This window comes from Nonomuraea sp. NPDC049141 (genome assembly GCF_040648415.1).
Taxonomy (GTDB): domain Bacteria; phylum Actinomycetota; class Actinomycetes; order Streptosporangiales; family Streptosporangiaceae; genus Nonomuraea.
In genome coordinates this window covers 213797-234387 of the sequence record NZ_JBEZDR010000011.1, presented here as the reverse complement: position 1 = coordinate 234387, position 20591 = coordinate 213797, and the positions used below count along the sequence as shown (strand labels likewise).

Here is a 20591-nt window from a genome sequence, read left to right as displayed (position 1 = left end):
CGGCCTCGCTCGCCGTACCTGCGGACGATCTCCGCGCAGGCGCGGCCAGGGCAACATGGACGGCGGGGCGGGCGTCCCGTACGCCGAAGCGGGCCGCGCCGGGCTCCCCAGGGCCAGCCCGTCACCGAGCATGAGGGTATGGCGCATCGTCAAGGATTTCATGATCGAGAAATCCCCGGCGGCCCCAACTTGGAGGCAAGCCGGGATCAATGATTCTTCAGCGGCCCGCGACCGCCTCCAGGGCCGGCCTGGCCTGCTGCAACGCGCGGGTGGCGTCGACGCCGAGCTGCCGCGCCTGGACGGCGAACGCCTGCTCCGCCTCGGCCAGGCGCTGCTCGGCGTCCACGGCCGGGGCGGACCCGGAAGCCTCGCAGATGTAGATGCCATGCTGCCCGCGGGTCTCGATGACGCCGTTTCACGCTCGAGCTCGCGGAAGGCGCGCGCGACCGTCGCTGTGGCCAGGCCCAGGTGCCGGGCGAGCTGCCGGGTGCTGGGCAGGCGGGTCAGCGGTGTCAGTACGCCGGTTGCGGCCATGGTGGCGATCTGCGCCCGCAACTGCTCGTACGGGGGGAGGGGCGAGGCGGGGTCGAGATGGAGGATCATGTCGCCGTCCGGTCGGCTGTGTCCGCCCGCGGGGCCGCCTCCGCTGGGCCTGACCCTCGATGCCGCCTCCAATGGAGAAGAGCTCGGGGAGCTATCGACATCGGAACGGTGGTTGGCGGCAACTCCGACCGATCCGGCTCGCTAACGCCACTGACCGCAAACGCCGGGGCCAATCTGGGGGCGCAAGTTCGGCCCGGACTAAACAGACTAAACATCACCGTCCTGCTGGGGGAGCACGACATGGCTTTCGTCATGGACATCTGCGGCCGCCTGCTTGTCGTGGACCTCGGGGGAGTCATCGCCCCCGGCGCCTCTGGACAGATCCGCGACAACCCCGCCGTCCACGCCGCTTACCTGGGCTGATTCTCGAGCTTGCGCCACCCGCCGGCTCGGTTGTTGGCGATGATCTGCCGGAACATAGCAATGAGGGCAGGAGCGTTGATGGTTTCTCCTTCGCGGAAAGCCACCGTACGGGCGGTCTTGTTGTGGTGGCCGGCCGTGATGATGCCTTCGGGGTCGGGGACGATGGCGCCGTCGTACAGGAACACGTTGACGTGGTGCTTGGCGGCGAGCAGCGCGCACACGTTGCCCTTGAGCACGAAGTAGGGCAGGACGGTTCGCTTGATGGTCTCGGTGACCTCGGGGTCAGCGGCGTGGATCAGGTCTCGGACCTGCTGGCAGATGTCCCGTTGCCACTTGGGCAGAGCCCCGATGTAGTCGTCCACGCGTGGGTCGGTCCCATGGGGTCGTACGTCATTCACAGCCAGGCACCCACGATCGCTGAGGTGGCGAGAATTTTGATCAGCCAGTCGCCGGCGTGCAGCGCTGCGGTGACGGCGGGTGTCTTCTCCCACATCATGGACCCGGTCAGCAGCACGGCCGGGAACCCGACCCAGAGCACCAGGCCGAGTACCACCGCCGACCTCACGTCGGTGAGGCCGGCGTACCGGGCCAAGCCCGAGATCACCGCGGCGACCACGAGGCTGCGCGCCAGCTCCAGGAGGATCTTCAGCGGTGGCGGCCGATCGCCCCGGTCCGGGGCGCGCTCACCCAGCAGACGTTTCTCGGTCGGGGTGAGCAGGGCGGAGTAGGCCGAACTAAGCACGAATACCACGATCGACGCGACGACGACGGAGATCACGCTAGCCACTTTTTACCTCCAAGTAAACTAAACGGTACCGTGTAGTCGAGTGAAAACTAAACCGGGTAGTGTTCTCTGTCAAGGAGGTAGTTCGTTGACCGCTTCGACACGGGCTGATGCCCGCTCGGCCCGCAAGCGCCAGGAGATCCTCACGGCCGCGCGGTCGGTGTTCACCGCCCACGGCTACGTCGGCACGAGCATGGATGCGGTGGCCGCCGCGGCAGGCGCCTCGAAGCGGACGGTGTATCAGTACTTCGCCGACAAGGAGAAACTGTTCGCCGGCGTCGTATTGGACACCGTCGATCGCGGTTATGAGTACTTCAAGCCCGCAATCCGCACGCTCGCGGAGGCGGACGACCTCGAGACCGCCTTGCGGGACCACGCTCGGATGACGCTCGCAGGGTTGATGAACCGGGAGATACTACAGATGCGACGCCTCGTCATCGCCGAGGCGGAGCGCTTCCCGGCCATTGGACGCGAGTACTTCGAGCGGAGTTGGGGGCGCACCCTGAAACTCCTCGCGGAGACCTTCGCGAAGCTCACCGAGCGCGGCCTGCTGAACACCCCCGACCCCGAGCGTGCCGCCTATATGTTCACCTGGCTGATCGTCTCGATCCCCACCAACCGAGTCGCCTTTCTGGGCGACGCGGCCGTCGGCTCCCCCGAGGAACTGACCGACCTGGCCGACGAGGGCACCCGCGTCTTTCTCGCCGCTTTCGCCCGCCGGTAGCTCGGAGAGCGGCTCGCCCGGGCTGCGCACGACCTACCGGCAAGGGCGAACAGCAGCCAGCGGCGGCCCTATGATGCGCAGGCCGCGTACGGGCAGTCGAAAACCGCCAACGCGCTGTTCGCTGTCGAAGCCGCGCGGCGGTGGGCCGGTGATGGCATCGCCGTCAACGCCGTCATGCCCGGCGTGGTCCGCACCGGCCTGATGCGCCACGTCGACCGTGACCTGCTGGCACGGTTCGAGGCGAGCGGAGCCCCCGCACTGCCGTGGAAGACGGTAGAACAAGGAGCGGCAACCTCGATTCTGCTCGCGGGAATCAGCGCCGCTATTTCGAAGACTGCAACGAGGCCGAACCACTACGCGCGGACAGCCCCCACGGAGGCGTCGCCGCCTACGCGCTAGACCCCGGCCAGGCCGCACGCCTTTGGCAGCTGTCCACCGAGTCGCTCGCCGGGCGTGGTGGCGCTGCGCGGTCCGGCGGTCTCCGACCCGAGCCGCGTGACCGGTTCCTCGAGTTCACAGTCGAAGCCGACAACGGCGGGGAGTTGAGCGATCCATCGGCCCCAGCGATGGACATCCGCACGAGCCACGGGCGCGGTGCCGGGGGACGGCGACCCGTTCCTGACCCCGTGCCCGTGAAGACGCTTCAGAGCGACGCGAGGATCTCGGTGCTGAGCCGGTGGTGGTCACGGACCAAACGCGAAGAAGACGCGTCAGCCCAGGTCGCGACGCTTGCTGGCCATCCTTATGTCAGCCCGGCTTCTGGGCGTTACTTGGCGGCTAAGGTCGCGTTCGGGGGAACACTCCTAATTGGCGGATGAGACCGTAGGCGCGGCCGGGACGTCGTATGCCGCGACCGACCAGGCTCCGGGACGCTTACCCAGTTTGGCGGCCAGCCGGTCGGCTGTCTTCGGGCTGGACAGGTCGTGCTTCTGTTCGCATGCACCCTTGGGCGGGCACGAACTGCGTCCGCGCGCGACGGGCGCATCGGGCGGGAAGAGCCAGAACGTGATTTTATGCTCGCGCCCGAGCCAGCCCGGCTCGTGCGCCTTGTCCGCGAGCATGCTGAGCCCACCGTCCGGGCCGCACACGCCGCCGGCGCTGCTCCCTCCCTCATTGCTGAAGAAGATCGAGCCGGGCGTCTGGCAGAAGATCACGATCGCGATCTTCTCGCTTGTGGGACGGAATCGGAGGCTCACTTTCGTCGCGGACTGCGGCATCCTGGCTCCCGCCAGACGGTCCAGCCCCTTGTAGACGGGCGGTGCCTGCTCGAAGGGAGGGGAGGCCGCGGGTGGCGGCGCGGGATCGGAGACGCCGGCCAGGTTCGACACCAGCATGGCCACTGTCGTGACGACCACCATGGTGGCGACGGCTGCGCCTGCCGTCCAGCCCCAGTGCCGGCGCGTGCGGGGTCGCCGTACGGGAGCATGGCGGGTGGCCAGCCGCGCGCGGGCCCTGGCCACGGTCTCGGCTGACGGTGGCGGCACGTCCGGTACCGCCTGGGCGAGCAGCGTGACCTCATCCATCGTGCGCCTCCTTCAGCGGGTTGACGTCGCCTAGCGCCTTGCGAAGCTGCTTACGTGCTCGGTTGAGCCGGGACGCGACCGTGCCGTAGGGGATCTCCAGGGCGGCGGCGACCTCCTGGTGGGTCAATCCGCCCAGCGCCACCAGCAGTACCACGTCCCGGTCGCCGCGGTTCAGACCGGCAAGCGCCCCCGCGAGCCTGCCGTTGAGGTTTCCGGCCGCGACACGAGTGAGCGTCGCGTCCTCGTGGCTTTGCGCCTCGCGTTCGGATGTCCGGCTGAGCGCTTTCCACCTGCGGATCTCGCTACGGCGGTGCCTGGAGACGAGATTCGTGGCGATGCCGTACAGCCAGGGCCTGATCTGACCGAGCGAGGATTCGTATCCGCCTCTGGCCGCGACGAGGAAGACCTCGGCCGCCAGGTCGTCGGCGTCGTCTATGGAAAGCCGGCGGGCGATGTAGCGGTGGATCTCGGCGAAGTGCGCGTCGAAGATCCGATCGAGGTCGATGCCCAGATGGGTCGGAACGCTCATGCCACCTGCCCCGCTGGCATCCGTAATTGGGTCACGCACTGCTCTCCATCCGATTCGGAAAGGCGGTCACCTCTGTTTGCCCGATGGGCCGGAATGGTTTCACGCACTCTCCGAACGTTCCGGATGAGGTCCGGATCCGGCGGGGGACCGATGATGGCACCGCTGACCGCAGCCGTGCGGGATGCCCGAGATCGCCTCGACCTCTGCCGACCGCAGTCATCCGCGACCTGGGCTGACACGCCTTCTTCGCGTTATCGCCGCTTGGCTGCGGTGGCCTAGCTTTTGGCTGGGGTCGCATTCGGAAGAACACTCCCGAGAAATCCGGACCCTCTGCGGCGCCACGTTCAATCGTCATGGCTGACCTGCGGAAGAGACCCGCTGTTTCACCAGCAGCGCATGTCCGACATGGCGCCGTCGTACATGCCGTCCAGGTCGATGATGAGCGAGTCTGTGGCAGAGGTCTCGTCTGCTTGGACGCCAGGCTCGTCGAACGGCGTCCAGGCCAGGATCTCGTAGTCGCCGAGGTCTCCGTCAGGGTCCTCGATCTTGGTCTGACGGTAGTAGTTCAGCACCTCTTGGACGGGCCGGTCGGTGAACAGGTCGAAACGGATGGTGTACCAGCAGTCGCCGGAGTCGCCGCTCACCTCGACTTGGGGGTCGAAGTACCCGAAGTCCGTTCCGGGCGGCAACGGATACTCCTTGATGCGGTCCACCATGCGCGCCAGCCGAAAGTCGCTGATCCAGACGGGCGCCATGACGATCACCCCGAGCAGCACGAACGGCACCAACAGCAAGGCCAGGCAGCCGAAACGGCGAGCTAATCGTGAAGGTCCGGACTTTTCCGGTGACGCGGGCTCGGGCGTGTCTTGGAGGGTCGACATGGGTCACATGATCGCGTACCGCGCGGTGCCATCGCGATGGGGTGCCGTTAAGAAACGTGTCGCCCGTCAGATCAGGACACCGGCCAGCATATTGGGCCTTTATGGGTGGTCGGGGCGGACGATCGAGCGGCACCGCCGGGAGATCCGCGATCATCTCGGATTTCGGGAATGCTCGGTCCCCGATGCCGACAAGTTGACGGACTGGCTGGCTGTCAACGTCGCCCACGCCGTGCGCCAGTCGGGAGCGAGTGCGTGAGGAACTACTCAAGCGCTGCCGGTCCGAACGGATCGAGCCCCGCCGACCTATTCGCCGACGTGGCGCCGAAGGTGCTGGCCGGGTGGCGGTTCCGGCCGCAGTGGAATCGCCGTCGCACCTGCGTACGCGAGCCCGGACGATGCCGGATGTCACCACCACTCTGCTGGCGGCGTTGCTGGCCGCGCCGGACGGCACGGTGCGCGAGGTGGTCTTCCCCGCGGTGCGGGGCGGCGAGCAGACGATGATCTAAGCACTGTAAATGATGTTTTTCACTACGATGTCCTGATGGTTTCTGCTCCCCTCGCTGCCGCCGACCCGGCTCCGCCGCATACCCAGCGTCTGGCCTGGTTAGACGCGCTGCGCGGACTGGCCGCGATGGTGGTGGTTTTCGAGCATGCGCTTCAGCCGCTGTGGCCGGAGGCGCGGCTGCCGATCAAGGCTGTCTTCGATCCCGGCTGGTACGGCGTGTTGGTGTTCTTCTTGGTCAGTGGCTACATCGTGCCGGCGTCGCTGGAGCGCAGGGGCAGCGTGCGGGCCTTTTGGATCTCGCGGTTCTTTCGACTGTGGCCGCTGTTCACCGTGTGTGTGGCCGGCATGCTGCTGCTGGCGGCGGTCGGCTGGGACGGCTTGCACACCTGGTGGGGCAGTCGGCCGGTGGCGCTGGCCCTGGCGCACGCCAGCATGCTGCAGAACCTGATGTACGTGCCGAACGTGGCCAATGTGCTGTGGACATTGTCTTACGAGATGGCCTTCTACCTGCTGCTGACGGCGATGTTCACCCTGGGTGTGCACCGGCGCAGTACCGCGGCCGCGCTCGCGTTCGCGGCGGCCGCTGTGCTGGGCGCCGGGCTGCTGCCGGCGGCACTCCTGTCGGCCGGCGGGGCGGGCCGCATGCTCACGGTCGTGGTCGTAGTGACCGCCGTGCTGGCTGCCGGACTGGCCGCGGTGCTGCGCGGCGGCAGGCGGGTACAGCAGGTGGGAGCCGTGGCCATCGCGGGCGTGATCCTCCTGCTGCTGGCGGTCAACCAGAGCTACCCCGGACCGTGGCAGGGGCTGTTCATCTTGGCGACCATGTTCGCTGGCACCGCGCTGTATCGAGTCGAGACCGGCCAGTTCAGTCACCGGCACATCGCCTGGGTGGCGCTGATACCACTGGCGGGGTTGTGGCTCGCGCGCGCCGAGTTGGGAGTGCAGCTGGCGATCGCAGCGGCCTGGCTGACGTTCGCCGCCGGAATGGCACTGCGCCACCGCACGATGCCGTCGTGGCTGACGTGGCTGGGCCTGGTGTCCTACTCGATCTACCTGTTGCATCCGCTGCTGCTGGAGAGCGTGGAATTCTTCCTGCCGGACCCGCCGGCCGTACCGGTGGCAGCGCGCTTGACGCTGCTGGTGGCGGTGTACACGGTGCTGTTTGGGCTGTGTGCGCTGACCTGGCGATGGGTGGAGATGCCGGCGCAGCGGTTGGGCAGGCGCCTGATCAGTCAGGCCGAACCCCGTCGGGCAGAGTCCAGCCTGGAGAGGGCAGCCAGCGGGTGAGACCACTGTGGCGCCCGGCGACGAAGCGCAACCCGTCCACGAAGAAGATCAACGGCTCGCAGTCAGGTGGCGTCACCCAACTGTTCGGCCAGCCGCTCCAGGCCACCCTTGATGAGCTGCCCATATTCATCATCGCCCAGTGCGCCGATCTGGGCCCGCGCCTGCTGCAGGTGCTCACGGGCGCGATCGAGATCGCCCAGCTTGCGATAGCACTCACTCAAGTTCAGGTGCAACGACGGATACAAGCCCGCCACCGAAAGCGGCACCCCAGCCTGCGCCACCCGTTCATCAGTGACCAGGCCGACGGCGGCAAGCGCCCGCAGATCCCATTCCAACTCCTGGTGCACGTCGTCCTGCACATCGGCCATCGAGTGGGCAAGAACACAAACATGCAGCGGGTCGCCTGCCTCGCCGCCGATGTCGTCCCAGATCTGCGTGAACAACTCGCGAGCTGCTTCTCGCTGACCTTGGTGGTGATGTAACTCCACCCCCTGGCTGATCCGGGTGAACGTCGGGTCGGTGATCATTAGCGGCCCCTTCGCCGGCGCGGTAGTCGGGGGCCAGCCTACTTGCCGGATGTGCCTTAACAACCTTCAACCAGCTGACCAGCTAGTTCGCTTGACAACCCCAGACAGCGATCGAAGCTGCACTCGGAACCGCCCGCTGACGGCGTCGGCTTGGAACTCAGGCGAGTGGCCCTTCATGTCCACGAGGAACTCCATGATCCGAGATTCAAGGTGTCCACATCTCGGGGGAGGGGGCCAGGACCTGACCGCCGTCGCGTGGCGTCTGCCGGCGCGTTCCAATCGTCTCAGCATCAGGTCTATGGCGGCCGGGCGGAGCGATCGCAGGCTCCAGTTGGGTGGTTGGCCAGCTCGTCGGTGAGCGACTGCCATACATCTGCTGACCGGTTACGTTGTAATTAATCTACAATGTAAAGGCGACGGGCGAGTGCAATTCACAAAGCTAAAAATCTTCAAACAAACAGCCAGCAAGGTCGACCCGGGTATCCCTCGGCAGCGCGTTGGGCAATGGCGAGGGCTGCGGTGATCGCCTTGTTGCTCATTCCCTTGGCAATCAGCTCCGCGATCCTGCCCGACAGGTACGCCTGGCGCGGCGTGATCCGCTCGACCAGGACCAGCCGCGGTTTCTCGACGGCTGCCATCGTCGGTTGCGGGCGTGACACGACCATGACAGGGCGCGGACGAGACGGGGACACGGCTGGCCGACAGTGGATGGGGTCGGCGGGCGAAATGCGGGTGAGTTAACGAGCGTGCGGCGAAACCCGGCGGCGTGTCGTGCGTGTTGGCGATCCAGGTGGCCCTGCCCGGCGCGAGGCCACCGATCTGGGCCGTCCGCATCGGGTCGATGTTGTACGGGCCCGGCGACTGCGGCGTCGCTCTCATCAAGCAGGGCCAGACGAACCTGCTGTGACCGTCCACTGGGACAGAACGTTACGACGAAGGTGATCGCGAAAAGGAGAAGGCCTTGGTTTATGACGGAGAATGGGACCGGCGTTCGCTGTTGCGGGGCGCCGCCGTGGTGGCCGGTGCCGTCGCGACGGGGCCGATGCTGGGCGGCGCGGCCACGGCGTTAGCCGGCAGCGGTGAAGCCGACGCGCTGTTCAAAGCCGGGAAGTTCGAGCAGGCCGGCCGGGCGTACGAGGAGATCCTGAAGAAGGACCCTAAGAACGTGAATGCGGCCCGCCGGCGCGGCTATGTCGGGCTGCTGGCCAACCGGTTCCCCGACGCCGAGAAATACCTCAAGATGGCCGTCGAACTGGCGCCCGATGACAAGGACGCCAACTATTTCCTGGCCGATTGCTACATCCGGCAGGACAAATTCGCCCTGTCCGCACCACACTGGCAGGCGGCCGGCGAGGAAGCCTACGCCAAATGGTTCGCGGCAGTCCGCGGCGATGCCTATCAGATCCACGGCGACATCGCGCAGGTGCCGTGGCTGCAGATGGACCCGATTCCGCTGGTGGAGGCCTCGGTCAATGGCGGACCGCCGAAGCGCTTCACGTTCTATACCGGCGCCCCGAATCTGGGCTTGACCTCGTCGGTGGCCAAGGAGGCCGGGCTGAGCCCTGTCGCCAGTCAGAAGATCGATTTTGAGAACGGCGTCATTTGGGCGCACTACGGGGTGCTGGACTCCTTCAAGCTGGGGGGCATCGAGCTGCGCAACGTCCCCGTGGGCTGGTCGGCGACGGAGTCGGGTGAAGATGTCGACAGTGACAGCGACGGCATGATCGGCACGTGGGTCTTCTACCACCTGCTGACCACCTTCGACTACGCGGGCCGGCAGCTGATCCTGCGCCGCGGCACCCCCGAAACGGCCAGGAAGGCACGCGCCGCCGCCCAACGGGCGGGCGCCAAGTCCCTGCCGCTGTGGCTGGCCCGTGAGCAATATCTGCACAGCAGGGGCAGCGTCGCCGGCTCCGGCTCAAGGGTGGTGGGGGTGAACTTCGGCGGAAGGGGCGAGACCGCCGCGGTCGTGTTCGGGGACACTGCCGAGCAGTTGGGAATCCGTACTGACTACGACCGCCCGATTGGGACTTTTGCCCATAGCCACCCAGCCGTCACCTACCCCTGCTACCCGAAGGAGATCCGCCTCGGCGACGCCACCGCCAAGGAGGTCTACTGCGAGACGCACCCAGGGGCCGCGCTCGCCTCCTTGGGGTTCGACGTGCCAGCCGCCTTCTTCCACTGCTTCTACAAGCCCTACAACATCACCCTCGACTTCACCGACATGAACCTCTACATCGCCCGCGGCAAGGCCACCTGATCACCGAGACCGCACGGCCGTCATGAGAGCTGCCGGCGCCGGTTGATGCTTGGGTTAACGAACGTGCTTCCAATGGAGGCGTGGCCGAGTGTTCTGCTCGAAGATCTCTTCGGCTTGGTGGTAGGAGAGCTGGGCCCGCCCGGTCTCGGGGCACCCGTCGAGCGTCGGCGTTCCGGCTGGGGCCTTGCGGTCGGTGACGTTCAGGCACAGCATCTCCACGTTGTCAGCGAGATCCGGTAGATCCGCGCGGAGGACTTCGCGATGTCCGCACCGGTGAGGTACCGCTCGACCGTCGCGGCGTACGACGGGGGAGGGGCACCACCGGGGCGCGCGGCAGCCGAAGCGCGCCCCGTCCCCGAGTTCGGTCACTGGTTCTGTTGCCACGCCCGCCCCACCCTCCCGTGCCCTGCCGCAGTAAATCCGGTCTTTACTGCGGCAGGGGTTGGGCGGGTGTCCGGCCGCGACCTCACTTGGGCAGGCGGGCCTCGATCGCGTCGGCGGCGTGGAGCGCGCCGCCCGCCGCGCGCAGGTCGTCCTGCATGGCGCGTAGCCGCTGCCGGGTGGCGGGGTCGTCGAGCAGGCCGCGGACGGCTTCGCGCACGCGTTCGGCGGTGGCGTCGGTGGGGGCGAGGGTCGAGCCGAGGCCGAGGGCGACGACTCGGTCGGCGGTGGTCTGCTGTTCGGGGGTGTGGGGTATGGCCACCATCGGCACGGCCGCTGCCAGGGCCTCCATCGTGGAGTTCATGCCGGTGTGGGTGACGAAGGCGTCGGCGTGTGCGAGCACGGCGGGTTGTGGGACGTGCTGGTGGGCCTCGATGTTCGCGGGCAGCGGCCCGAGATCGGCGGGACTGATGCCGTGGCCCACGGACATCACGACGTGGTAGGGCTCGTCGGCGAACGCCTGGATGCAGGTGTGGAAGAAGTCCGGGCGGCTGATGATCGTACCCAGCGAGACCAGGACCAGCGGATGTCCGGGGGGCGTCCAGTCCTGCGGGGCGGGCAGCCGGGTGGGGCCGACGAACGCGTAGCGGTCATCGAAGGTCTCGTTGTGCACGTGGAAGGACTTGGGCTGGTAGACGAGGTTGAACTCGGCGGGCTTGTAGAAATCATGCAGCTGGAGTGGGGGGATGCCGTGCCGGCTGAGGATGGCGGCGAACAGGGTGTCGAACTCGGCCTTGACGGGGCTGGTGGCGAACATGTCGACGATGAACTTCCCGAAGTCGTAGCCCTCGCTGGCGGCGTGGGCGGACCAGGACTGGATCCTGGGGAGACGCCACTTGGCGGCGAGCATCGGGCCGGCCCAGGCGAGCCAGTCGTTGACGATCAGATCCGGCCGGTCGTCGGCGTATCCGGTCTCGATCTGCGGCAGAACATGCTCCAGTTGCTGGAGCAGGGCGAGGGTGGCGCGTGCGGCGGCGTCCATGCCGTCGATCACGATGGTCTCGGCGGGGCGGGGTTCATAGGAGATGATCTCGGCTCCGGTCGGGCTGATGCGTTCGGCCATCGACTGATCGGCGGGAAAGGTGACGCGGTGGCCGCGCTCGACCAGTTCCCGGGCGATCGGCAGGAGGGGGTTGAGGTGACCGGACTCGGTGAGGCTCATGAAGGCGAGGTGGGCCATGACGGATCTCCTTGACAGTGAGGGTGGGGTCAGGCGGGGTCGAGGGCGCTTGAGCTGTCGGTGAGGCGGCGGGTGAGGTTCTTGCCGGGCAGGCCCAGGCAGAGCACGGCACAGATGAGGAAGGTGCCGATCGCCCAGGGGGCCGCGTGGGTGATGGCACCGGTCAGGCCCCGGCTCGCGTGGGTGAAGAAGAGGTTGCCGATGATGGCGACGCCCAAAGCGCCGCCGAACTGCTGGGCGGTGGAGAAGATGCCGGAGGCGCCGCCCGCGAGGTGCTCGGGTACCGCGGTGAGGACGATGTTGACCAGCGGCACGACCACGAAGCCGAGGCCGATGCCGGCGACGAGCAGGCCGGGCACGAGCGGCCAGGCCCCGGTGTGCTGGGGGGCCGCGTCGTTCAGGGCGCACTGGACCCAGAGCAGCCCGCCGGCCATCAGCAGGTTCCCGACGACCAGGATGTTGCGGCCGATCTTGGCGACCAAGGTGACGACGACGGGGGCGGAGATGAAGGCGCCGGCGCTCATGGCCATCATCAGCACACCGGCCTGGCTCGGTGTGTAGCCCTGGCCGGTCTGCAGCCAGATGGTGAAGACCAGGAAGAAGCCGGACATGCCTGCACCGAACAGCAGCTGGATCAGCAGGCCTGAGCCGAAAGCCGGCCGCTTGAAGAGCGCGGCGGGCAGCAGCGGGTGCTCGATCCTGCGCCAGGACTCATAGTTCACCAGGGCGGCAAGGGCCAGGACACCGCCGGCCAGGCAGATCCAGCCCCACAGCGGCCAGCCGTTCGAGCGGCCCTCCACCAGCGGTAGCACGATCGCCACCAGGCATAACGCGAGGATCAGGTTGCCGGCCACATCGATGCGTCCGCCGGTGCGTTCCCGTGAGGTGGGGATCCACTTCGCGCCCAGCAGCAGGGTCCCGGCGGCGATGGGAATGTTCACGGCGAAGATGGTGCGCCAGCCCCAGCCGAACAGGTCCCAGTCGGTCAGCACCCCGCCGAGTAGCACGCCCGCGGCGTTCGCGACGCCCGCCGTGACCCCGAACAGGGCGAAGACCTTGCCGCGCTCCGCGCCGTCGAACATGATGCGCAGCGAACCGAGCACCTGCGGCAGCAGGGCCGCGGCGGCCACCCCCTGCACCGCACGGGCGGCGATCAGCTGGCTCGGGTCGGAGGCGATGGCGCTGCCCGCGGACGCCAGGGCGAAGCAGGCCACGCCGGTCAGGAACAGCCCTTTGCGGCCGAACCGGTCGCCCAGATGTCCCGCGATGATCAGCGTTGCGGCGAACCCGAGCATGTAGGCGGATACCGTCCACTCCAGCTCCGCCGGCGAGGCGTGCAGGCTACGGCCGATGGACGGCAGGGCGGTGTTCACTATCGAGGCGTCGATCAGATCCAGCAGCGCCGCGATCATCATGACGATCGCGGCGGCCCACCGCTTCGGATACGCCGCCGGCGCTATGGCCGCGGCCCCTCGGTCATCCACACGGGACATGACCACTCCCTTTGAAGACACCGCCTGGCTCTCGGGCGGAAGCGCCGAAGCCATCCGGCGCGGAGGGCACACCGTCGGATCAGCGGCCCGGGAAGCAGTATCAATCTCTCGCATAAAATAGTCAAATATCTATTTGATTCACTCGTGCGAACGTATGACAGAATCAAGATCATGGCCACCCGGCGCACGCCCCAGGACCAGGAACCGGCCGGGCGGCAGCGGACCAGGCGCTCGCCCGCCCCACACGAGCGGCAGCGCGATGCTGAGCGCACCAAGGCGCGCATCCTCGATGCCGCCGTGGAGGTGTTCTCCGCCAAGGGCTTCGACCGTGCTCGGGTCACCGACATCGCCGAACGCGCTGGTGTGAACCAGCAGCTCATCTCCTACTACTTCAACGGCAAGCGGGGCCTGTTCCGGGAGATCGGCCGCCGCTGGCGGGCCTACGAGGCCGAGACGATCCGCATCGGCCTGCGCGGGCAACGCTCTCGCGGTCTACCCACACCTGGCCCGCGGCCTGTTCGGCACCGACATGGTTTCCCTCGAGCTGGTCGAACACTACGCCGAACAACTTGCCCAGGTGATCAGCTGCCGGGAGCAGTTCCACCCAGCGTGCCGGACTCTCGCAAATGAAGTCCCGCCCCGCGCGGACCGTCGTGACAGCCGTACTTCGCCACTTCCGAGTCGCTCAAGAAGTCGAACGGCGGGCTGACGCCCTGAGCCGCCCCGGCGCGAGCCTCGGTCTGCGGTGATGGCCGACGTGGCGCGGCGGGTGGATGAGCCGGCCGCGCCCGCTTCGAAGGCCGCCCGACCCTCAGCCACCTCGATAGAACAAATTTAAAATGAGTTACCCCGTTTACTGGACAATCCCCGCGCACTATGGCTAACGGTCGAGAGAATAGTCAGTGGCCGGAGAGAGATAGGATGAGCATTGAGACATCTATCTCGTTGCGCGAAGCTTAATTTCATGCCCCTGCCAGTGGATTCGACCCGCCCCCGACCCTGCTGACCTGGGGTGGGCCATCTTGGGCGGCAGAATGAGTGCGCGACTTTGGCCCAGCGAAGGCAGCCGTTTCGACTTTTCCGGCGGATGCGGGCGACTTGTGTGGGGACGAGCGTCTGCAGCAGGCCGTTAGAGTCGAATTTATGGAATGGAATTTTCAGGCGGCCGAAGATCTCGCAGCCGCATTGCGTGCCGGTGAAGTGAGCTCGGTGGAACTGACCGACGAGGCGATCGCCCGTATCGAGCGGGACGACAAGGCGATCAACGCGATTTGCGTGCCGGACTTCGACCGTGCGCGGGCCGCCGCGCGCGGTGCCGACCAGGCGCGCGCCCGCGGCGAGGACCGGCCGCTGCTCGGCATTCCAGTGACGGTCAAAGAGTCCTACAACATCGCCGGGCTGCCCACGACCTGGGGCATGACGCCGCAGGCGAACTTCATGCCGGCCGAGGACGCGGTCCAGGTGTCGCGGCTGAAGGCCGCGGGCGCGGTGGTGCTCGGTAAGACCAATGTGCCGGTGGGGCTGCAAGATATCCAGAGCTTCAACGAGATCTACGGCACCACCAACAACCCGTGGGATCACGGTCGCACGTCGGGTGGGTCCTCGGGCGGATCAGCGGCGGCTCTGGCGTCCGGGTTCGGCGCGCTGTCCATCGGCTCCGACCTCGCCGGCTCGTTGCGCACCCCCGCGCATTTCTGCGGCGTCTACGCGCACAAGCCGACGCTCGGGCTGGCGGCGACCCGCGGCATGGTCGCGCCGCCGGCGCCGCCGTTGCCGGTCGACCTCGATCTGGCCGTCGTCGGTCCGATGGCGCGCACGGCCCGCGACCTCACGCTCCTGCTCGACGTCATGGCCGGACCGGACCCGCTGACGTACGGTGTGGCGTACGACGTGACGCTGCCGCCCGCGCGCCACCAACGGCTCTGCGACTTCCGAGTCCTGGTGCTCGAGGAGCATCCGTTCATTCCGACCGGGGCCGCTGTGCGGGCGGGCGTGAACCGGGTGGCCGACGCGCTTGTCGACGGCGGCGCCCGCGTCGAACGGCACAGTCCGCTGCTGCCCGATCTGACCGAAGCCGGGCTGCTCTACGCGCAGCTGCTTTTTTCGGGGTCCGTTGCCCGTTTTCCCGTCGAAGCGTACGAGCAGCTGCAGACCCGCGCCGCCGAACTGAGCGCGGACGACCAGAGCCTCGACGCGACGCGGCTGCGCGCCATGGTGTTCAGCCACCGCGACTGGATCGAGACGAACAACCGTCGCGAACTCCACCGCCACGGCTGGCGGCAGCTGTTCGCCGAGTTCGATGTCGTGGTCTGTCCGATCACGCCCACTCCCGCGTTCGGCCATGACCACAACCCCAATCCGCTGGAACGCCGGCTCGACATCGACGGCGTCGAGTACCCGTACTTCGACCAGCTCGTCTGGGCCGGTCTGGCCACCATGCCCGGCCTGCCCGCCACCGCCATACCAGCGGGCCGGTCCCCCGAGGGCCTGCCGGTGGGAGTGCAGCTCATCGGCCCGATGTTCGAGGACCGCACCCCGCTGCGGCTGGCCGAACTGCTCGAGCAGAAGATCGGCGGCTTCCAGGCACCGAGATAGGGCGTATTGCCGGGTATCCGTCGTGGACGAGGTGCGAATCAGTCGCCTCCGGGCAAAGGAGCCGGCCGTCCGGCGCCGGCACTCCCGATGATGCCCGCCATCGCGCCCCGCGCCGGCCATCAACAGCGGACGGGCTAGGTGAGGGGTGAGATCGCGTCGGGCGCGATGGCGGACCCAGCCCATCATCGCGGCCGCCCGTCTGCTGGACGACACTAGCGGGCGGCCAAGCCTGCGCGAATCCATCCGGCGTGGTGTTCGCCGTGCTCGCGGCCTATCCGGGATGGAACGCGAATACACCCGCGACCCCACCCTGGAAGGCCACGAGAGCACCCGCAAGAACAGCAAGGCCATCGGCGGCGCCACCGTCACCGATGAGGCCATGCTGTCCATGGCCCTGCATCAACGCGACCAAGACCTCAGCCTGCGCGAGATCTCCTCCCGCCTGGCACCCCTCCCCGGCCACCGTCATGCGCATGCTCCGCGACCACGACACCGGCATCGCCGAGCTGAATGTAGGAGCGGACGATGCGAAGCAACGGCCGTAGTTTCCTGGCCGGTACCCGAGCCGCGAACTGTCCTTGGTCATGATCCAACACCGTGATCAAACCGAGACGCCGCTCCGAGACTCCTGCGTTATCGCAGGTCAGATGCAAGTTCGTTGAAAATTTCTGCATTGCTACTGGGACCCCGGAAGGCGTCAGGTCCTCGCGGGCGGCTGGGTGTTCGGCCTCGACCCAGGCGTGCTGGGTGCGCATGGTGGCGGCGTCGGGCTGGTCGAAGCCGAGGCCGCCGTGCAGGTCAACGTTGCCGACGGAAGTTCGCGCAACGTGTGCCGGGCGGTGGTCGCTTGTGGTCGTCTAGCGCAGGGCGGCGATACCTGTCAGGAAGATGTCGACGCCGGCGAGGAATTGCCGGCGATCGTCGTGCTCGCGCAGCTGCGTCGCCGCCGCGTGCACGAACGGGTACTGGCTGGGGTTGACTTGCGCCCATTGCGCGGCAGCGGTGTCCAGGAAAGCCGCTCGGTCGGTGTCGCTGTCGGCGAGGTGCCGGGCGTTCGCGGCGTTCTGCACGGCAACACCGAGGACGTAGTTCATGAGCGTGCCGGCCGCGTCGAAGCGCGCTCGCTCGGGGACGGCGAGTGCGTCCAGCAGTCTGGCGATGCTCTCGTAGAAGTCCAGCAGCGCGGGTCGCCATGGTTGCCGGGAGAGTTCTGCCCCGACCCAGGGGTGTGCGTCGATCGCGTCGAACAGGCCCAGGGCCAGGCGGCGCAGGGTTTCGCGCGGGTCGGTATCGATGACCGCGCCGGACAGTACGCGGGTGATGATGTCGTCGGTGGCGGCCGCGAGCAGGTCGCTCTTGTCCGCGACGTGGTGGTAGATCGCTCCGTAGCCGGTGCTCAGGCGAACGGTGAGCGCGCGCAGGGTCAGCGCACTCTCGCCGCCGCCGTCCAGAAGCTCGGTCGCGGCCTGGATGATCAGCTCTCTGGACAGGCCGTCCGTGCGCCGCGGGGCCCGCTGAGATCGCGTCGCGGTTTTCTTGCCCATGGTCCTCATCATCGCACGAGTGGAGCGTCGATCCAACATCGTGTTAGCTTTTGGAGTGACGATCCAATCCGGATCGGTTCAGCGAGTCTGTGAGGAAACCCATGACGACACCGGTCACGATCATCGGAGCGGGCCTGGGCGGCCTGGTGCTGTCTCGCGTGCTGCACGTGTACGGCATCCCGTCCACGGTCTACGAGGCGGAATCCTCCCCGTCGGCGCGCACGCAGGGCGGGCTGCTCGACATCCGCGACTACAACGGCCAGCCGGCGCTGCAGACGGCGGGCCTGACCGAGGAGTTCCGCGAGCTCGTCCTGGAGGGACGCCAGGCGATGCGGCTCCTGGACCGGGACGGGAACGTCCTGCTCGACCTGCCCGACGACGGGACGGGTGGCAACCCCGAGGTGCAGCGCGGCGAACTGCGGCAGATGCTGCTCGACTCGCTCCCGGCCGGCACCGTCCGGTGGGACCACAAGGTCAGCGGCGTGCGTGCCCTTGGCGACGGCCGCCATGAGGTGGCCTTCGCCAACGGCACCGCCGCCACCACGAGCCTGCTGGTCGGCGCGGACGGCGCCTGGTCCCGAGTCCGGCCACTGCTTTCCGGTGCGACACCGGAGTACACCGGCTTCTCGTTCATCGAAACCCACCTGTTCGATGGCGACAACCGGCACCCGACCAGCGCGAAAACCGTCGGCGGGGGAGCGATGATGGTGCTCGAGCCGGGCAAGGGGATCCTCGCTCACCGGGAGCGCGGCGGGAACCTCCACACCTGGGTGATGCTCTCCAGGCCGCAGGACTGGTTCGCCGATATCGATTTCACCGATCCCGCCGCGGCCATCGCACAGATCGTGCGGGAGTTCGACGGCTGGGCACCGGAGCTCACCGCGCTGGTCACCGACGGCGAGACCGCGCCGGCCCTGCGCACCATCTACACCCTGCCCCTCGAGCACCGGTGGGATCGGACACCGGGGGTGACCCTGCTCGGCGACGCCGCGCACCTCTCGGCCCCGAACGGCGAAGGCGCCAACCTGGCCCTGTACGACGGCGCCGAACTGGGCAAGGCGATCGCCGCGCACTCCGACGACATCGAGACCGCGCTCACCGAATACGAGCAGGCCATGTTCGTGCGCAGCGCCGCGTCCAACGCCGAGGCCCCTGATCTTCAGGTGATGTTGGGCGACGGCACACCCCACAACCTGATCAACGCCTTCACCGGGAGCTGATCAGCACAGGGCGGCGGCGATCCAGTCCTTGATCGGCATGGGGAACAAGAGAACAGCCACCAGCGGTAAGACCGGACGGCGATGTCGTCGTCATGACGACCTTTGACGACGTCCGGGAGTTGTGCCGTGGAACCTACCTACGACCTCACCGACCCCGACGATGCCCGGCGGTTCCTCAACGACGACCCTGCAGGGGGGCATCCGGAAGCGAGCCCATCTGCGTCGGGCAATTGGCCTCGCTGCTGCAGTTTGCAGGGCCGCATCAGGCCAACCACACCCTGACCGGAGATGAGGCGTTGCGGGACTGGCTGACCGAGCCCGAACTGATCGATGCGGTCCGCCTGCACGGGGTCACTTGGGAGGAATTCGCGCCCGTGCTGCGCTACCGGTCGTTGGTCAGCATGACGGTGCCCTCGTTCGGGAAGCCTTCGGGGTGGCTGTGGCCGATGGCGTCGTCCCACTTGCCGTCGCTGATCGTGTTCCAGTAGTCCTCGTCGGTGCGGATGCGCTCGCGGGCCTGCTTCGAGAGCAGCTCGTAGCTTCCCGCGCTGGCGTAGCGACCTTGGGCGGCAGCGAGCTGGTTCTTCCAGTAGTAGCCGATCTGTTCCGCCATGTTGCGGTAGGACTGGACTCGATGGAGCACCTGTTGGTAGAAGGCGGAGCGATAGCGCGGGTCGAGCTTGGCGGAAACACCCTTGAGCGTCGCCACCAGCTCGTTGGACTCGTTGATGTAGCGCTGGAGCTCATCCCCGTCCGAGGTAGCGCTGAACGGGAAGACCTGACCGTTGTGGATCCTTCCTGAGTTCGCGTTGGAGGAGTTGATCTCCCCCCAGAACTCGGCGCGCTTGGTGTTCTCGAGCGCGTCGAACCTTTCCAGCGCGTCGGCGACCACGGCGGCGTCCTTGCCCCTCAGCCGGAAGTCTCGCTGTACGTGCTCGGTGCGGAACCTGGTGTCGTCATAGCCCGCCACGTCCCACGCGAGCTTGGCGAACAGGTCGAGCTTGATCTCGCCGGGCTTGATGTCCCCGACGTTGAGGATCCAGTAGCGCCCCGCGGCGGAATTCCACGCCCGGCGCAGCTGCTGCACCATCAGGGACATCGGCGTCGAGTTCAGCCACAGGTAGCTCTTCGGCTCGCCCCAGTAGGAGATGTGGTAGTAGACGCCGTTCCCGCCGGACCGGGCGGCTTCGGATCGCGTGGGCACCTGGCGCAGATAGCCCTGGTTGTCCTCGGTCCACATCAGGGTCACGTCGGCGGGGATGTGGTCCTTCAGCCCGGCGTTGTAGAGATCGTTCATCTCCTTGCAGGGGATGAACACCTGCGGCACGGCGTCGGCGCTGCCGTAGACCTCTGCGATCAGTTTGCGCTGCTCGCGAATGACGTCGGCCAGCATCTCGATCTTGTCTTTGAACCCGTACGGGTTGCCGGGTGTGAACACCGGATCGCTGTCGTGCACACCGCGGATGCCCAGGGCGAGGATGTTCTCGAAGCCGGCGTTGGCGACCACGCGCCGGCGCCAGTACTCGAGGATCGCGGGCTTGTTGATCGAATAGTTGAAGGCCGCCACGGCGTCCGGGCCCTTGATGTCGAGCGCGTCCTTGTTGCGGTCGTACCACTGTCGCCACTCGCCCTCGTTGTTGCGCAGCATGAGCTCGGCGTGGGAGGAGGATGCGACCACGCCGTACGCAGCCGCCTCGCGGGCGTTGATCGGTGTCCCGTTGTCGTACGTCCCGGTGTCGGTGACCGCGTTGAACGCCCTGGAGGCCAGGTGCATCGCCGGCCACAGCGTGTTGAGCCTGAGCCGCAGCATCAGCTCATAGACGTGCCGGTAGTAGTTGACATCAGGCGTGCCGTCGCGGGTGGGGAACTTCTTCTTCGCCCACGCGATGGTGCGTTCTTCGTCGTTGATGAAGATTCCGCGGTACTTGACGTCCGGCCCGTCCTCGACCCGGGTCTTGCCTTCGACCTCGATGTCGTCGCGCTGCCTGACCGGCACGTCACTGTACCAGTACCAGGGCGAGACGCCGATCTCCTCGGAGATCGAGTAGATCCCGTAGATCGTCCCGCGGGCATCGCTGCCCGCGATCACCAGCGCGTTGCCGACTCCGGGGAGCGGGTTCTTGATGGTCTTG

22 protein-coding genes and 2 pseudogenes are annotated in these 20591 nt (G+C 67.3%); 11 read left to right on the top strand and 13 right to left on the bottom strand.

Going from position 1 to position 20591, the window contains the following annotated elements:
* Positions 1–217: 217 nt before the first annotated feature.
* Positions 218–346, bottom strand: coding sequence for a hypothetical protein (locus AB0B91_RS32235; protein ID WP_358327910.1), 129 nt, complete (start codon positions 344–346; stop codon positions 218–220).
* A gap of 77 nt (positions 347–423) precedes the next feature.
* Positions 424–603, bottom strand: a pseudogene (locus tag AB0B91_RS32230) (GntR family transcriptional regulator); the annotation flags it as partial.
* 240 nt (positions 604–843) lie between these two features.
* Here AB0B91_RS32230 and AB0B91_RS32225 point away from each other — a divergent pair.
* Positions 844–966 carry a hypothetical protein gene (locus AB0B91_RS32225; protein WP_358327492.1) on the top strand — a complete coding sequence of 41 codons (123 nt, stop codon included), beginning with the start codon at positions 844–846 and terminating at the stop codon, positions 964–966.
* Here AB0B91_RS32225 and AB0B91_RS32220 read toward each other — a convergent pair.
* Positions 954–1328, bottom strand: coding sequence for a DUF1801 domain-containing protein (locus tag AB0B91_RS32220; RefSeq protein ID WP_358327490.1), 375 nt, complete (start codon positions 1326–1328; stop codon positions 954–956). The two genes, AB0B91_RS32225 and AB0B91_RS32220, sit on opposite strands and share 13 nt — an antisense overlap.
* 32 nt (positions 1329–1360) lie before the next feature.
* The gene (locus AB0B91_RS32215) at positions 1361–1753 is read right to left on the bottom strand and encodes a DUF1761 domain-containing protein (protein WP_358327488.1); all 393 of its coding nucleotides are present in this window, start codon (positions 1751–1753) and stop codon (positions 1361–1363) included.
* Between the two features lie 85 nt (positions 1754–1838).
* On the opposite strand from AB0B91_RS32215, the gene AB0B91_RS32210 reads away from it, so the two are divergent.
* Complete coding sequence (locus tag AB0B91_RS32210) at positions 1839–2474, top strand: TetR/AcrR family transcriptional regulator (RefSeq protein ID WP_358327486.1); 636 nt, start codon at positions 1839–1841, stop codon at positions 2472–2474.
* Positions 2475–2546: 72 nt separating this feature from the next.
* Positions 2547–2873, top strand: a pseudogene (locus AB0B91_RS32205) (SDR family oxidoreductase); the annotation flags it as partial.
* 404 nt (positions 2874–3277) lie between these two features.
* Here AB0B91_RS32205 and AB0B91_RS32200 read toward each other — a convergent pair.
* The 3 genes from AB0B91_RS32200 to AB0B91_RS32190 form a co-directional block, all read right to left on the bottom strand.
* The gene (locus tag AB0B91_RS32200; protein WP_358327484.1) at positions 3278–3997 is read right to left on the bottom strand and encodes a hypothetical protein; all 720 of its coding nucleotides are present in this window, start codon (positions 3995–3997) and stop codon (positions 3278–3280) included.
* Entirely contained in the window at positions 3990–4526 is a 537-nt protein-coding gene (locus tag AB0B91_RS32195) for an RNA polymerase sigma factor (protein WP_358327482.1), read from the bottom strand. Before AB0B91_RS32195 ends, AB0B91_RS32200 begins: the two co-directional genes overlap by 8 nt.
* A 383-nt stretch (positions 4527–4909) precedes the next feature.
* Positions 4910–5407: a hypothetical protein gene (locus AB0B91_RS32190; protein WP_358327480.1), complete on the bottom strand. Its 498-nt coding sequence runs from the start codon at positions 5405–5407 to the stop codon at positions 4910–4912.
* Here AB0B91_RS32190 and AB0B91_RS32185 point away from each other — a divergent pair.
* From AB0B91_RS32185 to AB0B91_RS32175, 3 genes are all read left to right on the top strand, one after another.
* Positions 5406–5663, top strand: a complete 258-nt coding sequence (locus AB0B91_RS32185) for a DUF4158 domain-containing protein (protein WP_358327478.1) — start codon at positions 5406–5408, stop codon at positions 5661–5663. The genes AB0B91_RS32190 and AB0B91_RS32185 overlap by 2 nt on opposite strands.
* Positions 5664–5745: 82 nt before the next feature.
* Positions 5746–5913, top strand: coding sequence for a hypothetical protein (locus AB0B91_RS32180; RefSeq protein WP_358327476.1), 168 nt, complete (start codon positions 5746–5748; stop codon positions 5911–5913).
* A 35-nt stretch (positions 5914–5948) separates the two neighbouring features.
* Positions 5949–7199, top strand: coding sequence for an acyltransferase (locus AB0B91_RS32175; protein ID WP_358327474.1), 1251 nt, complete (start codon positions 5949–5951; stop codon positions 7197–7199).
* A 62-nt stretch (positions 7200–7261) separates the two neighbouring features.
* On the opposite strand, the gene AB0B91_RS32170 is transcribed toward AB0B91_RS32175, so the two are convergent.
* Complete coding sequence (locus tag AB0B91_RS32170; RefSeq protein ID WP_358327472.1) at positions 7262–7726, bottom strand: tetratricopeptide repeat protein; 465 nt, start codon at positions 7724–7726, stop codon at positions 7262–7264.
* Between the two features lie 449 nt (positions 7727–8175).
* The gene (locus AB0B91_RS32165; RefSeq protein WP_358327470.1) at positions 8176–8364 is read right to left on the bottom strand and encodes a hypothetical protein; all 189 of its coding nucleotides are present in this window, start codon (positions 8362–8364) and stop codon (positions 8176–8178) included.
* A 137-nt stretch (positions 8365–8501) separates the two neighbouring features.
* Here AB0B91_RS32165 and AB0B91_RS32160 point away from each other — a divergent pair, with 137 nt between their 5' ends.
* Complete coding sequence (locus AB0B91_RS32160; protein ID WP_358327468.1) at positions 8502–8633, top strand: hypothetical protein; 132 nt, start codon at positions 8502–8504, stop codon at positions 8631–8633.
* 54 nt (positions 8634–8687) lie between these two features.
* Positions 8688–9986 carry a tetratricopeptide repeat protein gene (locus AB0B91_RS32155; protein ID WP_358327466.1) on the top strand — a complete coding sequence of 433 codons (1299 nt, stop codon included), beginning with the start codon at positions 8688–8690 and terminating at the stop codon, positions 9984–9986.
* Between the two features lie 466 nt (positions 9987–10452).
* On the opposite strand, the gene AB0B91_RS32150 is transcribed toward AB0B91_RS32155, so the two are convergent.
* Both AB0B91_RS32150 and AB0B91_RS32145 read right to left on the bottom strand, forming a co-directional pair.
* Positions 10453–11607 carry a macrolide family glycosyltransferase gene (locus AB0B91_RS32150; protein ID WP_358327464.1) on the bottom strand — a complete coding sequence of 385 codons (1155 nt, stop codon included), beginning with the start codon at positions 11605–11607 and terminating at the stop codon, positions 10453–10455.
* Between the two features lie 29 nt (positions 11608–11636).
* Positions 11637–13100 (bottom strand): MFS transporter, encoded by a 1464-nt coding sequence (locus AB0B91_RS32145; RefSeq protein ID WP_358327463.1) that lies wholly within the window; start codon positions 13098–13100, stop codon positions 11637–11639.
* Positions 13101–13271: 171 nt separating this feature from the next.
* Here AB0B91_RS32145 and AB0B91_RS32140 point away from each other — a divergent pair, with 171 nt between their 5' ends.
* Positions 13272–13730 carry a TetR family transcriptional regulator gene (locus tag AB0B91_RS32140; protein ID WP_358327461.1) on the top strand — a complete coding sequence of 153 codons (459 nt, stop codon included), beginning with the start codon at positions 13272–13274 and terminating at the stop codon, positions 13728–13730.
* A 408-nt stretch (positions 13731–14138) separates the two neighbouring features.
* The gene (locus tag AB0B91_RS32135) at positions 14139–15695 is read left to right on the top strand and encodes an amidase (RefSeq protein ID WP_358327459.1); all 1557 of its coding nucleotides are present in this window, start codon (positions 14139–14141) and stop codon (positions 15693–15695) included.
* An 857-nt stretch (positions 15696–16552) separates the two neighbouring features.
* On the opposite strand, the gene AB0B91_RS32130 is transcribed toward AB0B91_RS32135, so the two are convergent.
* Positions 16553–17239, bottom strand: coding sequence for a TetR/AcrR family transcriptional regulator (locus AB0B91_RS32130; protein ID WP_358327457.1), 687 nt, complete (start codon positions 17237–17239; stop codon positions 16553–16555).
* 101 nt (positions 17240–17340) lie between these two features.
* Here AB0B91_RS32130 and AB0B91_RS32125 point away from each other — a divergent pair, with 101 nt between their 5' ends.
* Positions 17341–18459 (top strand): NAD(P)/FAD-dependent oxidoreductase, encoded by a 1119-nt coding sequence (locus tag AB0B91_RS32125; RefSeq protein WP_358327455.1) that lies wholly within the window; start codon positions 17341–17343, stop codon positions 18457–18459.
* A gap of 382 nt (positions 18460–18841) precedes the next feature.
* On the opposite strand, the gene AB0B91_RS32120 is transcribed toward AB0B91_RS32125, so the two are convergent.
* Positions 18842–20548 carry a glycosyl hydrolase 115 family protein gene (locus AB0B91_RS32120; RefSeq protein WP_358327453.1) on the bottom strand — a complete coding sequence of 569 codons (1707 nt, stop codon included), beginning with the start codon at positions 20546–20548 and terminating at the stop codon, positions 18842–18844.
* Between the last annotated feature and the right edge of the window lie 43 nt (positions 20549–20591).